This is a genomic window from Streptomyces avidinii (genome assembly GCF_045161815.1).
GTDB classification, from domain to species: domain Bacteria; phylum Actinomycetota; class Actinomycetes; order Streptomycetales; family Streptomycetaceae; genus Streptomyces; species Streptomyces avidinii.
In genome coordinates this window covers 3,186,851-3,202,339 of the sequence record NZ_CP108863.1, presented here as the reverse complement: position 1 = coordinate 3,202,339, position 15,489 = coordinate 3,186,851, and the positions used below count along the sequence as shown (strand labels likewise).

Here is a 15,489-nt window from a genome sequence, read left to right as displayed (position 1 = left end):
CCCTGGGCCGGGGGCCCGGCGGCGGGGTCATTCGCCGCGCAGGAACTCCTCGGCCTGGAGCCGCAGAGCCGTGGGGGCGGCGGACCAGGCCGGGGTCCGCATCAGCTCGCGCAGCTTGACCTCCTTGACCTCCCGCGGAGCGTCCGCACGCAGTCCGACGTGCGGCCACACCCGGTCGAGGTCGTCGTACGGCAGGTCCCAGTGGGAGCCGAAGGCGGACTCGGCGTCGCCGGACGGTTCCAGGGACGGGACCAGGACCTCGTCGGCGGTGGCGGCGGGGGTGATCTCGACGGTGGTGAGGCCGAGCCGGTCGATGGCCGCCCGGAACAGGGCACGGTGGTCTTCGACGGTGCCGGCGGAGGGCCGTTGCTCCGGGTAGAACAAGGCGAACACCCAGCCGGACTCGCCGGTCCGGGCCAGGTCCAGGACGAGGCGGGTGCCGTTGTCGTCGGTGAAGGAGCGGTGCGCGATGCTCGACGCCGCTCCGGGCCCTTCGGTACGGGGCGTCGCGTCGAGTCGGAACGCTTCGATCAGCCATTGCTGCTGGTCGGGTGTCAGCTCCCCGTGGGAGAGCGCGCGGAGCGCGGGCCACAGCATGAGGAAGGGTCCCTTCTGGGGGTCGACGGCAACGTGAGGTTTCATGATCGCTGCTGCGTGGGGGTCGGTGCGGCCGAATGTGCTGTGAGATGGATCGGATTGCTCCAGGCCCGCCCGCCATCGGCGTCTTCGACGGTGACTCGGCAGAAACCCTGCCCGAACATGGCCACGGGCAGGGAGCACTCCGTCAGCGCCTCGCCCTCGACGACCTGGAGGCCCGGAGCACCACCGGTGATCAGCATTTTGCTCACGGGTGAACAGCGCACGGTGATCAGGCCGTCGTCGAGCCTGATGTCGTGCAGTTCGGGGCCAGTGCTGGAGTAGTAGTGACCGGCCTTCAGGGCCGACAGGAGCGCTTCAGGGTCGAGGGACTCGGCGCGCACCTGAACCCAGGCCACACAGCCAGGCGGATCCTGGGGCTGGAAGTGCGCATCGTCGGCGGCGTATGCGTTCAGCCGGTGTCCACGGTTGAGGAGGACGTCGGTCAGGTGCCAGCTGTCACCCCGGTGCTCGCGATCCGCGAGCGCGTTGTACACCTCGACTGCATGGGCGGCGTCCAGACTCTCGGCATCGGCGGTGGTGAGCAGCGAAGCCGCCGGGTGAGCCATGCCGATGAACGCACCAGCCGCCCGTGCCCGGCGCGCCAGCTCCGGTCCGCTCTCGCCCGGCTCGGGGGGCGCGAAGCCGCGGGGCAGCCCCACCGCGACGATGTGCCACTTCGGCCCGGCCTCGGTACGCGGGGCGTGCAGCTCGGCTCCCAGCAGTGTGGTGAATCCCGGTGCACGCAGCTGCCGGGTGTCCGTCAGCGGGAATCCGTACTCGGCCCGGAAGTGATCGGTGACGGCCAGGAAGTCGTAGCCGGCCTCCTGATAGCGCTGCGCCACTTCCGCGGGTGAGAGCGCCCCGTCGGACTCGTTGGAATGGGTGTGCAGGTTCCCGCGCCAGAACCGGCCGGGCTGATCGAACGGCAGATCAGTCATGAGCATGAGTCGTCGCACCTCGGGGGTTGGGGACAGTGGGCAGATCGGGTCTGACGGCAGGGACGGGCGGGTGGGGACCGTTTTCGAGCTTCCTGAGCCGGTCGACGTTGGCCAGGGCTGCCGCGTGCAGGTGCACCGCCCAGCTGCGGGGGCCGGGTACGGCTCCGTGGCGGCGATCCTGGCGGCGTCCGGCGTTTGGCGTCCGGCCGGCGGATGGCTGGTGCTCAACAGGTGCGCCCTCCTTCGGTCAGTCGATGGGCTCGGCGGCGTAGGTGCCGTCGCCGAGCGCGACGTCGGTGAGCTCGAAGCGCTGCGTGCGTCCGTCGATGTGGTGGGTGATGACTGTGCCGCTGGGCCGGGTGGTGTCGTACTGGCCCGGGCCGCAGGTGCGCAGCAGGGTGTACCGGCGGAGCGTGCGTGCGCACTCCAACGGGACAGCTGACGCCAGACCTTGACCGGCTGCGGTCCAGCGGTCCAGCAGTCGGCGGGGGACGGTGGCGGCTCCGGCCAGCAGTGCGGTGGAGCACGTGGTGATGAGAGCGCCGGACAGGATGTCGGTGAACAGTTCGGGTAACACGAGGGGCCTTTCGCGGTCGGTGCGGTCCGCTCGTCTGGCGGGCCGCGCCGACTGTGCAGGACGGCGGGGTTAGCCGCGCAACCCCCCTCTCACCCGGGCTCTTGGCCGGGATCGTCGAACATGACGCGGGGTACGCCGTCCCTGGCTCCCCAGCCCGGGGGCGGGTCGAACGCGGACGGCACGTCGTCGCTGCCCCAGGAGACCGGGGCGGGGGCAACGCCCAGGCGGGCGAAGGCGTCCCGGAAGACCGGGACGTTCTCCCCGTCCATCTGGTAGGCGATGTTCTTGTGCCAGCTGGGGTTGTCCGGATCCCATACCGGGCTGATCGGCGCGCTGATTCCCTCCGGCCACCAGCCCTCGCGGACCCCGCGCGGGATCGTGCGGGACAGGGCGACGGTCGGGCCGTTGAGCTTGCCGATCGTGCTGCGCAGCCGGTCGGCGTCGATGTGGCCGTTGCCGTCGACGACGACCATCTCGGCGAACCGGCGGGCGCCGGCGGTCAGGGCGCGGAGGTAGCGCTCGGCCCGGTCGGCGGTCCAGCCGGTGTTGACGGTCGTGACAGTGAGCTCGGCCCGGTGCGCGGCGGCGAGGGCGACGAGTTTCTCGGCGAAGGCCTCGTCCGCGCCCTCGATGGTGATCTTCATGGCGGCTCCGGCAGATTCTTACCCGGTTCTCCGGGTTCTTCATGGCAAGTATGGCCCGCCATGCCTCGCTCCGGTGCGGAATTTGGAGAAACCGGCGAGATTTCTCCACGGGATCGGGGCGACGGTGCACGGAGTGCCTATCGGCTCGGATAATGTGCGATATCCGAGGCGATAAACCGGACATGACGGCGGGTCACCCCGATGCGCCCGAGATGAAGGTGAGACCTTGAATGTCAAAGCCTGAACCACTTCGCTATGCGGCCGACGTCACCCTCGACGACCTGGATGCCGTCAACGCCTTCCTCCGCGACCGGCTGATCAACAAGCGACCGTCCTGGGCCGTCGGCACCGAGGAATTCCGGAACAACTCGGCCCTGCGAGGAGCCTGGGCCTCGCTCTCCGGCATGCTCGGACATGCGCTCGGTGAGTCCGCCCTCGCACATGCCTCCCAGGACAAGCAGTGGGAGCTGGACCGGCGGCACACCCTCCGCAGCACGTGGAACGAACTCGTCGACATTGCCCAGGAGTGGGACGACACGGACGGCTTCGACGCAGCGCGCTGGGTCCGCGTCCGCTTCCACGACACCGCAGACGAGGAGAAGTTCCGGGTGTGGGAGGCGAAGGAGAAGGCATCGGCGGAGGAGTCCGCAGAGTTCATCTCCGAGTACCGCATCCCCGGCCCGCGCAGCAGCAATGAGGTGACCGGCGAGTTCGTCGTCGCGCGCGACCCCGATCACCCGAGCCAGTGGGCCGTGTTCGAGGGCAATGTCCAGGGCCGGCACTGGGACGGCAGCGGCTGGCAGCATGCCCGGTTCACCGGCGCCAGCCCGTACCGGTTCAGCCGCGAGAGCGCCCTGGCCACCGCTCGTCAGCAGGCCGCGGAAGGGACCCAGTGATCTGTGACTGACCCTCGGTCGTAGATAACTCCCTCACGCCCGAGGGCACCGTACGTAAGGGAGCCCCCACCGCCGCCAACACCGATCCCCAGGAGGACCAGCGCCAATGAGCACCGAGCAGCAGATCGACCTTGCGGCCGTCGTCGCAGCCATGCCCGTGATCAACACCGTCGGCGAACTCCGGACCCTGCTGGAGCAGCTGCCCGACGAAATGGGCCTGTGCCTGGACGAGCACTACCGGGCTGTGCCCGATGCGTCGAACCACGGTGTGCTCATCGTGACCCCGCGCTTGGTCGACTACGTCATCGAGTCCGGCACGTCGGCGCCGAGGAAGATGTCCGAGCTGACGCTCACCCAGGTCTACGTCCCCTCCAGCCGAGCGGAGCAGGCCGCCGTCGCCTCCCGCGACGACCTGCCCCCGTTCAGCGAGTACCCCCAGGCCCAGTACTACTTGGAGGGCGGTGAGCTGGGTCTGGGGCTCAAGGGCCTCTCTTGGGTTCTGGGAGAGGTGGCCTACCTGGTGCGTGACGTGGGGGTGGAGCACGTACAGACCGGCTCGGACGTGGCGAGCGCTCTTCAGGTCGAGGCGGAGCGAATTGCCGACAGTGGCATGCAGATCAGGAAGCTTGCCGACGAGGTGGAGGCCACCGGGTGACGGCCACTGAAGGGGAGCATGGGACCCTGCTGGAGCCGGTGGAGGTGGTCTATGCCGAACTCGTCGACGAGGCCGAGACGCCCACCGCCGGCACGGTCGCCGAGTACGACCCGGCCACCGAGGTCCTGGCCGCCCTGGAGATGGAGGCCGCCGAGCATCTGCACGATGTCCGGCCGCACAAGACCCGCTCCGGCTACGCCCGGGACTGGGCCTTGTGGGAGGAGTACCACGACTGGCTTGCCGAGCAGCGGAGTACCCGCCTGCCGCTCAGCTCCATCACCGTGGGCACCTACGTCGGCTTCGTGAAGTGGCTGCACGCCGTACAGAAGGCCGCTCCGAACTCGATTGAGAGGCGCGTCACCAGGGTGGCATCCGAGGCCCGCATGCGCGGGTACGAGGTGCCCAAGGCCGCCCGGGCGGCCGTCACCCAGGCCCTCAAGCCACTCAAGCTGGACAAGGAGCGGCAGGCCCGCGGCCGGGGCAAGGCCGCTGCGATCACCCCCGACGATCTGCGGAAGATGAACACGGCCCCGCGCGAGCGGGCTCCCCAAGAGGGCGCCCGGCGCCGGCGGATGCAGGTGGTGCCGGAGCTGGCCCGGCTGCGCGACCGGTCCCTGCACACGATGCGGTTCGCCGTCGCAGGCCGAAACGCGGAGATGTCCGAGCTCGACGACAGTGGCATCCAGCTCGTGGGCCGAAGGCCTTGAAGTGCACGTTCCCAGCGTGAAGGGCCGCCCCGCCCGCGACGTCGTCGTCTCCTACGGGGAGAGCGTCGATACCTGCGCGGTCCGCTGCTGGATCGCGTGGAAGGAGGCGAAGCTCGCGGCCGGCGCGGCTCCCGACGGTCCCGCGTACCTGCCCGTCTCGCAGTGGGGAGAGCTCGGTACCGAGCGGTTGTCTCCGGATGGGTGCGGCAGGGCGATGTCCCGCTCCGCGAGGTACGCAGGGATGGCCGGACGCCGGATCACCGGGCATTCCGGCCGCCGGGGACTGGTCACCACGGGCCGCAAGCGCGGCAAGCGGCCGGAGAAGCTCCGTACCCAGGGCGGCTGGTAGAAGAACTCCCCGCTCTTCTGGGAGTACGTGGACGAGGGCGGGAAGTGGGAGGACAACGCCACCGAAGGCATCGGCTTGTGACTGAACGTCAGCAAAGTGGTGCGAGGCCTTAGCCTCGCACCGCCAGCGCATCAGGCCGGGATCAGGTAGGCCGCGACCAGCATCCCGAAGGTCGCAGCGCCGGCGAAGGCGACCCAGCCCGACTTCGTTGCGGTGAACGGAGAGCTGCCGTGGCGCAGGGCGTAGCCCCACGCGCCAACACCGACGACGAGAGCGATAAGAACAGCGATGATGACGGCCAGAAGTCTGGTCTGCACCGGGATCCTCCCCGCAGGGTGGTCGGACCGATGCCACGGTGGCAGCCCAGCCTGACCACCCTGCCATTGATGACAGGTGATCGATCTGGACGCTGCTGGTGATCGCGCTCAGTATGGCTTGGCTGCTGACCTCATCGCCCGAATACGAACCTGTACCGGTGCCTCTGATCTCAGGAGACCGACCCCCCCATCGAACACCAGCGGGAGCCAGGGGAGTTAACGCCTGGCGGGCCTGGTTTATTCCCCGCTGGTCACGGCCGCTGGTGCCTGGTTCTCCGGCGCCCGAAAACTCACTGGACAGCCGTAATTATCCTGTGGGTTCATGCGGACCGCTCCGCCGACCCCCTTTCGGGGTCTTGCGTCCATACATCTCGACCCCCTCCTGAAGTGCATCAACGCAAGCTTCCTCAAATACCCCTTGCAGTAGTGCAAGCGTGCATGGGACGGTATTGCCTGACGGACACTCAGCATGGCGCCTGCTTGCGCCGAGAAGAGAGAAGGGAGAGCCGACATGAGCCTGGACGAGCTCTACACCAGTCCCCAGATCGCCAAGCGGCTCGGAGTGAGCCGTCAGCGCGTCGACCAGCTCGTGGACAACGGGCAGCTGCCTCAGCCGCTCGGCCGCTCCGGAAACACCCGGCTGTGGCGGGCCTCCGACATCGAGCTCGCGCTGGCCGGCACCGACCCGGCCAGCGGACGGCAGGCCACACCGGCCTGGGACCGAGTCCCGGCCCCGGACGCGCCGCTGCGCCTGGACGTCGACGAGGTACTCACGGTGCCCGACGTCTGGTTCGCCGATGCGCCCCGCGTGCACGTACGGATCTGGCGCGGACAGGTGGCCGGTGCCGCGCGCACCGTGGTGCTCTACGGTGCTCTGACCGAGTCCCACGGCATCATCGTCAACTACGCCGAGACCGTCGCCCGCTCAATCGCCGCCAAGCACCTCAGCGTCGGCGAGGCCCGCACCGCCTGGTACTTCGGCTTCTGGCCGCGCGGCTTCCCCCGCCCGGACCTCCAGATCCAGTACGTCTCCTTCGCCTTCCCCCGCGCCGCGGGCGGGGGACTTCTCGACACCCTCCTGCGGCGCGGCAGCAGGGACGCCTGGAACGGCGAATTCGAGAACCCCGTCTGGCAGACCATCCAGCCCGCCCAGCTCTCCTGCGTCCTGGGCGCAGAGCCCGATCTCGACTTCCCTCCCGGCACGTACACCGTGGACATCGTCACGGCGCTTGCCGCCGGGCGGCGCCCGGCCGTGGTCGACTTCGACCCCAGTGGCCTGGCGGCCCGGCTGAGCCAGCTGATGCGCCTGCACACCTACCGGGCGGCACTGTTGTCAGGAAACGATGCCTGGCCTGCTCTGCCCGCTCTGGGCCTGCTGGCCGGAAAGGGCCACGACGATGCGGCCCGCACCGCCGAGGCTCTCGGCATCGCCGTACGCGTCCTGGTCGGCGACGCTTTCGTGGTCGTCGACGAGTACAAGGTGCAGGCCGTCGCCGTCGATCCGGGCGCGGGACTGGTCGAGCGCCGCTTCTACCGCCCCACCCCAGCCGAGAGTGAACTGCTCGACCGCTACGCCGACCTGTCCGGCCGCGACCTGACCACCGGCGCGGTGCACCGGGCCCTGACGGCCGTGCGCGCTCTGGCCGGTGAACTGGCCGCCCGGGCCGAGACCGACGGCCCGCACGCCGACCCGGAGCTCAGCGACGCCCTGGCGGCCGCCGAACCCGAGCTGGTCAGCACCCGGCACCTGCTGGATCCCACCCAGATCGACGACCCCGGCCCCTCCCCGCGGGTCGTCACCCAGCTCGGCGACGCCGAACACGCCTACCTCGCCACCATCTCCTGGTGGGGCCCGGCCGCCGGCGACGCCCACCGCGCCGCCGCCCTGCGCGGCCACCTGTGGGAGAAGGACCTGCAGGGCCTGCGCACCGGCTACGACCCGTTCAACCGGCTGGTGCTGCACAACCCCACCACCGAGACCCTCGTCCTCGAGCGGCCCCGGGTACTGCCCGCCACCCCGTACCCCGACGACGCCGAAATCGTCGCCACCCACGGCGCCATGACGGCCTTCGTCCGGCTGCCGGACGGCCGCTGCGACATCCTGCCCACCGACCCCCGCTACACCTACGACGACGTCACCTGGGGATACGGCGGCAGCGGCCCCGAAACCCTCGCCCGCGCCCTCTCGTTCGCCGTGCTGCCCCACCCCGATCCCGAGCACCCGCTCACGCTGGAGAACCGCCATCCCAGCACGGGCACCCGACTGATCAACCTCGCGGCCAGCCAGGCCCAGTACGAGCCGCTGTCCATCAGCGTGCGCGCCCTGCGCGAGGAAGATCCCGCGGCCGACCACCACCAGGCTTGAACCACCAACCAGGACCCTTGGCAGCACGCACCCCTCCAGCGCGGCCGCCCGGGGCCCCTCGCGGACAAGCCTTCAGACAGGGAGATCACATGGACCAGAGCGTCCTGAAGTACAAGACCACGCACACGGACGTCACCGAAACGCTCGTGACCTGGCGACATGAACTGGGCCGCGACGCGAGCTGCCTGGCACGGCTCATCCAGTCCTTCGGCGGGGGGTCGGCGACCGTCGTCCTGTCGGAGATCGCCGAGAACCCCGACGCCCTCGGAATCACCTCCGACTTCCCCGGTGCCGCAACCGCGGCCTGGCCCGTTCTGGCCAGCCAGGCGTCCCGCGTAGACCCGAAGAGCCTGACCTGGTTCGCCCACCACGGACCGTTCTCCTCCTACGATCCGAGCGGACCCGAGACACTCACCGAGGTCGCCCTCTCCTTCGACGGCATGCGCCTCACCGGTGACCTGAGCGGACACCGCCTCCTCGATCCGTACGCGTCCAGCAAACTGCTGACGTCGTGGCAGCTGAAGGCCGTCACTGACGTCCTGGCCCGGCTCGGCAGCGCATGACCCACGAGCTGTCCGGCCGTAACCTGCTGAGCTCCGTCCGCAAGGACCTGGCACGCTACCGCGAGCGCATCGAACCCCAGCAGCTGCGGGTGGCCGTCATACGGTTCCTGCCCACCGAAGGCGACCCACCCGAGTGGTCGCTGCGCATGGAGGCATCACGCGTATCGGCAGAACAGAAGGTCCGGGCCTTCACCCACCTCGGCTTCGGCGTCGACCACGTCGTACTGCCGGGCACTGTCTCGGCTGCCGAGTTCGCGGCCCGCATCGATGCCTGCAACTCCGATCAGGCGACCCGTGCTGTGATCGTTCAGTTCCCGCCGCCTGCCCGTCTGACCTCGCTCGTGCAGCGGCTCGACCCGGCCAAGGACATCGACGGCCTGCTGGGGGAACGTTCCCTCCAGCGGTCCTGTGCGACCGCGGACGGCATCGGCCGCATCGTCGCGGCCTTCGACTCAGGTGCCACGGTCGCCGTCGTGGGTGCACGCGGGTTCGTCGGCAGCGGAGTCGTACGCCTGCTGGCAGACCGCGGCACCCCCGTCGTACCGCTCGATCAGGGCGACGACCTGAGTCGGGCTGCCCGTGCGGACGTGGTGGTCTCCACTGCCGGCAGCGCCCATCTGCTCACCCCCGAGCACATCCGCCCCCACCACCGGGCGGTGATCGACTCAGGGTTCAGCCCACGGTCCGACGGCAGCGTCGCCGGCGACATCCATCCCGATGCCGCCCGCCTCCCGCAGAACATCACCCCAGTCCCGGGCGGGGTGGGCCCCGTCGAGATGGCCGTGCTCATGGAGCGCATCGTCCAGCAGGTCGCTGACCCCGACCTGAAGCCGTGGACCTTTCCGCAGTCGCCCTACGTCAGCCTGCGTGCCTCCGCGGCCCGGATGCGGAGCACCGGCCGCACACCCGGCACGGCATCCAAGCCCCGCGCCGTCCCCGACCACGGCGCAGCTCCCCGGCACACCCAGAGCACCAACAGGAAGCGCGGCAGCCCTACGCGCTGACCACCACCGAGAGAAGGGGGGCGGAATGCTCACCGACCAGCTGTACGCGGCGCTGTCCGCCACCGATATCGCCGACCTGGTCAACCACGGCAAGGTCACGGCCCGCGAGGTCGTAGACACCGCGCTGGCCCTGAGCGCCGAGCACGATGGTGCCCTGCGCGCCTTCACCGCCCTGTGGGCGGACTCCGCCCGGACCTTGGCTGCCGAGGTCGACGCCGCGGTGGCCGACGGGGTGTTCCTGCCCCTGGCTGGGGTACCGATCGCGGTCAAGGCGAGCGAAGGCGCCCAGTCCGTCCAGAACCAGCGCCTGGTCGCCGCCGGGTGTGTACCGATCGGGGCGACCTCCGTACCGCGCGCCGGCACCGGGTGGCAGACCTACGGCTCCACCGACCGCGGTCCCACCCTCAACCCTCTCAATCCCGCCTGGTCCCCGGGTGGATCATCGGCCGGGTCCGCAGCCGCGGTCGCCGCCGGGCTCGTCCCCCTCGCCACCGGATCAGACGGGGCCGGATCGGTCCGCATCCCCGCCGCCTGGTGCGGCATCATCGGCTTCAAGCCCACCAACGGCCTGCTGCCCGCCCGGGACCGGGCCGGGCTCAACAGCCCAGGCGTGCTCACCCGCAGACCGGCGGATGCCGCGGCCTACCTTTGTGCCGTCACCCCCACCAGCCCGCCGGTCCCGGCGGCCGGGACACCGAAGGTGGCCTGGACGCCCACGCTGGGGTACGCCGCCACCGACCCGGAGGTCGCCGGGACCGCCCGGCACGCCCTGCACCGGATCGCACGCGCAGGGATGTGCCGCCTCGTCGAACGGCCGGTGGAGTTGCGCGATCCGGCTCCGGCCTGGACCGCTCTGCGCGCCGGGACTCCCGGCCGGAGCACCGAAGCCCTGATCGCGGCCAACGCGCAGGCCCTGCATGGAATCTTCGAGGAGGCCGACCTCATCGCCACCCCCACCACGCCGCACCCCCCGCACGGCCACGACGGCCCCGGAGCCCGCATGAGCGTGGCACTCACCTGGGCCTTCAACCTCTCCGGCCACCCGGCGCTCACCCTGCCCGCTGGAACGACACCAAACGGCGAGCCCGTCGGCCTCCACCTGGTCGCCCGCCACCACGCCGATACTGCGCTCCTCGCCGCCGCCGAAAGCTGGTACCGCACGGCGACTCCATGAGGCCGCCTATCAGCCCACCCGCACCGCCCGCCGACTCGACACGTGGGCCCGCCAGACGACCCGTACGGCCGCCTGGTCCTGCACAACCCACCACCGGCACCCACGTCGCCGTTCAGCTGCCCACCGAACGATGGGGTGGGCGTGACCACGGTGGACGGTGCGTGCCAAGCTGCCCTCTGTCGCTACCCGTCTCCGGGACGAGGCCGCAACAGGGGGTAGGGCAGCGCGTATTCTCCGACGTGATCTTTCCCCGTCTGCCCGACTCCGAGTGAGGTACCTGTGCGTGCTCCTGTGCGGCCGTTAGCGCTCGCCCTGTCCCTGACCGTCGGTCTGCTTGCAGGATGCGGTCCGGCCGCCGACGACGCGAAGCCGAGCAGCAGCACGGCGGCCGCAACTCCCTCGGCGCCGGCGAAGCGGACCCTGACGCCGCACGACCCCCCGCAGTGGTTCGATGCGCGCGGTCGGGTGCCCCTGCCGGAGGCGGCAACGGAGGGCCGGACGAACCTGGCCGGGCAGGTACGCGGCGGCGGCGAAGACCTGCCGCTGCTTCTCCACGGAGCCCGGGCCTTCGTCGTCTCGCCCAGCGGGGTCCAGGTCGTCGACCTTGCCGACGGTCGCACAGTGGGCGAGGAAGCGGCCCGCGGCGAGGTCCTGCGCCAGGACACCGACGGGTTCATCCTGCCGCCGGTCCTGGCCGGCAGCGAAGTCCTGGTGCCCTTCCTGCTGACGATGCCCGCCTCAGGCACCCACACCGCGGGCGCGATGGTCGAGGTCGTCGCGGTGAGCACGGCGCCGCCGTACAAGGCGGCCTGGCGGACGACCGTCAAGCTGCCCGAGTGGGCGCTCCAGACCTCCGCCAAGGTGCAGGTCGCCGCCGTCGGCGCGGAGAACGGCACGGCCGTCGTCACCGTGAAGGCCGGGGACGACGCGGTGTCGTACGGCATCGACGCCGCGTCCCACGCACTGCGCTGGACGCAGCCCGGGCTCGAAGCCGTCCAGGTCGCTACGGGCATGGCGGTGGGCCTGCTCCACGTCGAGCCCCTCACCTCCGTCCCGCTCGGGGTCGATCTCGCTACCGGCACCGAGAAGTGGCGCGGGGAGAAGACCTACAATCCGATCATGAACGGGGCCGGACCCGGCACCGTCCGGCTCGCAGGCACGCAAACCGGCGGCAAGGGCGACCAACTGCTGGACGTGTCGAGCGGGAAGGCCCGAGCCGCCATGCCGCCGGGGATGAGCGCGATGAGCTGCACCTACGACCGGAGCCAGACACTGGTGTGCACGCACGGGTTCGCGGTCGTGGCGATCGACACGGCCACCGGCGCGCTGCTGTGGGCGCTCAAGGACGGCGATCAGGGCCGAACTCCCCCGACCGTCACTGCGGTGTGGCACGGACGGGTCTACGGCCGCGGTGTGGGCGGCCCTGTCGTCCTGGACGCGCGGACCGGCGCCGACATGCCCACCAAGCCGGAGGCCGCACCGCTCCTCGTCAACGAATATGCCGGGCTGGTGCTCGACGACAACCGCCTGTTCAGCTATCCGGCCGGCGGCTGAACGATCACTTTCGGCTGTCTCCTGGGCACGCCTCTCGCGCGCGAGCGCGAAGCCGGCGAACCCGCCCTTCTTGGTCCGCAGCGCCAGATCGGCGTCATCCACTGGAGGCGCTAGGTCCCCGGGCCGCAGTCCTGGCAGCGCACCGGGCTCCCTAGGCTGATAGTGGGGCTCGATGGAGGCCGCTGTCCGGGGACAACCCGCTCGACTCCGAGAAGCAGGGCCTGCGCCGGGCGCTGTCGATGCACTGCTGCGCTGATGATCTCACCCCGTACCCCGGTGGGCCCTGGCATTCCCTCAGGCGCAATGGTCCGAACGATCACGTGCTGTCACCAGCGTCCGAGCCTTACCTGCTCGCAGGTTACTACTGGGTACTGGTCCCGCACCAGGCGAGGAAGGAGCTGATAGGAGGCGCGGTATTGGCGCAGTTCGCAGCGCCAGCGACCGTCAGGGACAGTTCCGTCGTGCCGGTGGGGGCCTGTCGTCCGGGAAGGCGAGCGGGCCAGTGACCATTGCCGTAGATCATTTACGGGACAAGACTTAGTCTGCGCACTTGCGGCAAGTGGCAAGATCCTTAGGTCCTTTCACGCTGCTCATTGTCATATCTGGGTGCGGGGGCAAGCAGACGACCACCACGACCGGTGACGTCACCACAACGGTCGTGCAGGACAGCCAATGGGTCACTGCCGCGATCTCGGCCGGCGCTGTCCTCATCAGCTCCGCTGCAGCGGCTTGGATCACCCACTACTTCACGGGGCGGACCGAGCGGAGGAGGCAGCAGCACGCCGACGTTCAGGAGGCCGCGAAGAGCACGAGGCCAAGTTGACGCACGAGCAGCGCATCCGTGAGCAGGTCATCGCCACGTCCACGACGATCTCGAAGATGCTCCAGGACTTCCGGGCGAAGATCGGTGAGGCGACGGAGGCACCGGATACCCTGGCCGCCACGCTCCGTACGACGAATGTGCCGCCGTAGTCCGCCGGCACCACGACGACGCCTTGCCTGTCATCGAGGTCATGCCGGACCTGGAGCTCCGGCAGCGGGCCAACGCGCCTTCGAGGCGTACGGGGAGTGGGCGGCAGGCACTGCTGAAGCGCTGTCGAATCTGACGAGGCGACCGGATGCCGCAGGGCTGGACGGGACGCGCGAGTAGTTCTACGAGCGCGCCCGACGGGTGATCAGCGATGTATCAGGCTGACGCGCGGCCCACACGCTCCTCACGCGGGACCAGTGCGTAACAACGACAAAGGCCCGGACTCAGTGGGACTGAGTTCGGGCCTTCATGCTTGGCACTTCAGCTGGTCAGCGGCGTTACCGCGCTGTCTCTGCTGGAGTGCCCCCGGCAGGATTCGAACCTGCGCACACGGCTCCGGAGGCCGTTGCTCTATCCCCTGAGCTACGGGGGCGCGTCGTTGGTGTTGCGGCGACGGGTTGAACACTACCAGCTTCCGTGGGGTGATCAGGAACCCGTTTGCGGGGGAGGAGGGGGTGGTTCGCCCGCAGGGGGTGGAAGTGGCAAAAACCCGGACGCGGGGGCTCGGCTCGACCTACTCTCGAGTTGTGCCAGGCGTCTCGGGCCGGGTGCTTGTTGTCGACGACAACAAGGTCATCCGGCAGCTGATCAAGGTCAATCTCGAGCTGGAGGGCTTCGAGGTCGTGACCGCGAACGATGGTGCCGAGTGTCTGGACGTCGTGCATCGCGTGGCTCCCGATGTGATCACCCTTGATGTGGTCATGCCCCGGCTGGACGGGTTCGGGGCCGCCGCGCAGCTGAGGGCCGATCCGCGGACGCGCGACCTGCCCGTCGCCATCGTCAGCGCCTGCACGCAGCAGGAGGTCGAGGCCGGGATCGCGGCCGGGGTCGATGCCTTCATCGCGAAGCCGTTCGAGCCCGCCGAGCTGGTTCGGGTCGTGCGCAGGCTGGTCGAGGGCAAGGACCGGCGTGACGGGAGGAAAGGGGCACCCGCCGGGAGGGGGAGGGGGTAGCTGCCGTTGGGCCCCCGGACCTTCTTCTGTTTCCGTCGGCGTGCTTCTCGCGTCCGCTGTTCACATGGCGAAACCCTTCGCGGGATGAGGGGGCGTCTCCCCTAGGCTGGGACCCGTGAACCCCGCCGACCTCCCCCGTGCCGTCGTACGCGCCGTGCGCTGCGCCGTCGCCGACGGGGAGCTGGCCGCCACGGTCGTCGTGCCCGAGCGGGTCGTCGTCGAGCGGACCCGGCCCGGTGGTGTGGGGGACTACGCCACCCCCGTCGCCTTCCAGGTCGCCAAGCGCGCCGGGTGCGCGCCGCACGCCGTGGCGCAGGTGCTCGCCCGTCGGCTCGCGCAGGAGCCCGGCATCGACGATGTAGAGGTCACCGGCCCCGGGTTCCTGTGTTTCGTGCTGCCGGCGCCCACCGCCCCCGATGTCATCTTGCGGGGGACCCTCGACGACATCGTCATCCGCGATGCAAGGGGAGGGGCTGCCTTGCTCGCGCCCGCGGACGAGGCGGACCCCTCCCTCGAACTGCGGGAGCGGATCGTGCGCGACTGCGTGCTGCGGCTCCTGCGCACCCGGACCGACCGGGCCACCCGAGGCGACCTCGACGGCCTCGCCGTCGCCCCCGTGGCCAGGCGCGACGGGGACGTCCTCGCCCGGTACGGGCACGACGCCGTCTCGTGGGCCGTGCTCGCCGTGCCGGCCAAGGAGACGCCCACGTTCGGTGCCGCGCTGCTCCTCCAGGGCGAGGCCAACGAGTTCTTCCGGGTGCGGTACGCCCATGCCCGCGCCCGTGACCTCGTACGCAATGCCGCGCAGCTCGGGTTCGGGCCCGACGCCGGGGACGTCGACGACGCTCCCGCGCTGCTGCGCGCCCTGGCCGACCGCCCCCTCGTCCTGGAGGCCGCCGCCCACCACCGCGCGCCCGAGCGGCTGGTCCGGCACCTCGTCGAGCTGGCCGACGCGCTGCTCGACTTCCAGTACCGCGTCCTGCCCAAGGGCGACGAGAAACCCTCGGCCGCCCACCGCGCCCGGCTGGCTCTTGCCGAAGCCGCCGGGACGGTGCTGGCCGGCGGCCTGGCCCTGCTCGGCATAGACGCACCGACACGCCTGTGACCCGCGAAGAGAGATACCG

Annotated in this window: 17 protein-coding genes and 1 tRNA gene; 12 read left to right on the top strand and 6 right to left on the bottom strand. The window is 70.3% G+C overall.

Features of this window, described 5'->3' with window-relative positions; genetic code table 11:
* Positions 1-27: 27 nt before the first annotated feature.
* From OG373_RS13800 to OG373_RS13785, 4 genes are all read right to left on the bottom strand, one after another.
* Positions 28-642, bottom strand: coding sequence for a hypothetical protein (locus OG373_RS13800; RefSeq protein WP_405438489.1), 615 nt, complete (start codon positions 640-642; stop codon positions 28-30).
* Entirely contained in the window at positions 639-1,583 is a 945-nt protein-coding gene (locus OG373_RS13795; RefSeq protein WP_405438488.1) for a CehA/McbA family metallohydrolase, read from the bottom strand. Before OG373_RS13795 ends, OG373_RS13800 begins: the two co-directional genes overlap by 4 nt.
* 241 nt (positions 1,584-1,824) lie before the next feature.
* Entirely contained in the window at positions 1,825-2,154 is a 330-nt protein-coding gene (locus OG373_RS13790; RefSeq protein WP_405438486.1) for a hypothetical protein, read from the bottom strand.
* 89 nt (positions 2,155-2,243) lie between these two features.
* On the bottom strand, positions 2,244-2,798 hold the full coding sequence (locus OG373_RS13785; protein WP_405438485.1) for a hypothetical protein: 555 nt from the start codon (positions 2,796-2,798) through the stop codon (positions 2,244-2,246).
* Positions 2,799-3,028: 230 nt separating this feature from the next.
* Between OG373_RS13785 and OG373_RS13780 the strand changes: the two genes are divergently transcribed.
* The 4 genes from OG373_RS13780 to OG373_RS13765 all read left to right on the top strand — a co-directional run bounded on the left by OG373_RS13780 (position 3,029) and on the right by OG373_RS13765 (position 5,405).
* Positions 3,029-3,694, top strand: a complete 666-nt coding sequence (locus OG373_RS13780) for a hypothetical protein (RefSeq protein ID WP_405438483.1) — start codon at positions 3,029-3,031, stop codon at positions 3,692-3,694.
* A gap of 106 nt (positions 3,695-3,800) precedes the next feature.
* Positions 3,801-4,349, top strand: coding sequence for a hypothetical protein (locus tag OG373_RS13775; protein WP_405438481.1), 549 nt, complete (start codon positions 3,801-3,803; stop codon positions 4,347-4,349).
* Positions 4,346-5,056 (top strand): hypothetical protein, encoded by a 711-nt coding sequence (locus tag OG373_RS13770; RefSeq protein WP_405438479.1) that lies wholly within the window; start codon positions 4,346-4,348, stop codon positions 5,054-5,056. Before OG373_RS13775 ends, OG373_RS13770 begins: the two co-directional genes overlap by 4 nt.
* A gap of 16 nt (positions 5,057-5,072) precedes the next feature.
* Positions 5,073-5,405 carry a hypothetical protein gene (locus OG373_RS13765; RefSeq protein ID WP_405438477.1) on the top strand — a complete coding sequence of 111 codons (333 nt, stop codon included), beginning with the start codon at positions 5,073-5,075 and terminating at the stop codon, positions 5,403-5,405.
* Between the two features lie 131 nt (positions 5,406-5,536).
* Here OG373_RS13765 and OG373_RS13760 read toward each other — a convergent pair whose 3' ends face one another.
* Complete coding sequence (locus tag OG373_RS13760) at positions 5,537-5,722, bottom strand: hypothetical protein (protein ID WP_405438475.1); 186 nt, start codon at positions 5,720-5,722, stop codon at positions 5,537-5,539.
* 511 nt (positions 5,723-6,233) lie between these two features.
* Between OG373_RS13760 and OG373_RS13755 the strand changes: the two genes are divergently transcribed.
* The 6 genes from OG373_RS13755 (at position 6,234) to OG373_RS13730 (ending at position 13,354) form a co-directional block, all read left to right on the top strand.
* Positions 6,234-8,087, top strand: a complete 1,854-nt coding sequence (locus OG373_RS13755; protein WP_405438474.1) for a helix-turn-helix transcriptional regulator — start codon at positions 6,234-6,236, stop codon at positions 8,085-8,087.
* Between the two features lie 89 nt (positions 8,088-8,176).
* Positions 8,177-8,650 (top strand): hypothetical protein, encoded by a 474-nt coding sequence (locus OG373_RS13750; protein ID WP_405438472.1) that lies wholly within the window; start codon positions 8,177-8,179, stop codon positions 8,648-8,650.
* Positions 8,647-9,654, top strand: a complete 1,008-nt coding sequence (locus OG373_RS13745) for a tetrahydrofolate dehydrogenase/cyclohydrolase catalytic domain-containing protein (protein WP_405438470.1) — start codon at positions 8,647-8,649, stop codon at positions 9,652-9,654. Before OG373_RS13750 ends, OG373_RS13745 begins: the two co-directional genes overlap by 4 nt.
* A gap of 25 nt (positions 9,655-9,679) precedes the next feature.
* A complete protein-coding gene (locus tag OG373_RS13740; RefSeq protein ID WP_405438468.1) occupies positions 9,680-10,828 on the top strand; it encodes an amidase in 1,149 nt (382 codons plus the stop codon).
* Positions 10,829-11,107: 279 nt separating this feature from the next.
* The gene (locus OG373_RS13735) at positions 11,108-12,382 is read left to right on the top strand and encodes a hypothetical protein (RefSeq protein WP_405438466.1); all 1,275 of its coding nucleotides are present in this window, start codon (positions 11,108-11,110) and stop codon (positions 12,380-12,382) included.
* Between the two features lie 819 nt (positions 12,383-13,201).
* Positions 13,202-13,354: a hypothetical protein gene (locus OG373_RS13730; protein ID WP_405438465.1), complete on the top strand. Its 153-nt coding sequence runs from the start codon at positions 13,202-13,204 to the stop codon at positions 13,352-13,354.
* Positions 13,355-13,713: 359 nt separating this feature from the next.
* Here the strand turns inward: OG373_RS13730 and OG373_RS13725 are convergent.
* Positions 13,714-13,785 (bottom strand) — tRNA-Arg (locus OG373_RS13725).
* A 106-nt stretch (positions 13,786-13,891) separates the two neighbouring features.
* Between OG373_RS13725 and OG373_RS13720 the strand changes: the two genes are divergently transcribed.
* Both OG373_RS13720 and nrtL read left to right on the top strand, forming a co-directional pair.
* Positions 13,892-14,365: a response regulator gene (locus OG373_RS13720; protein ID WP_405444047.1), complete on the top strand. Its 474-nt coding sequence runs from the start codon at positions 13,892-13,894 to the stop codon at positions 14,363-14,365.
* A gap of 115 nt (positions 14,366-14,480) precedes the next feature.
* Entirely contained in the window at positions 14,481-15,470 is a 990-nt protein-coding gene (gene nrtL / locus OG373_RS13715; protein WP_405438463.1) for an ArgS-related anticodon-binding protein NrtL, read from the top strand.
* Positions 15,471-15,489: the final 19 nt, after the last annotated feature.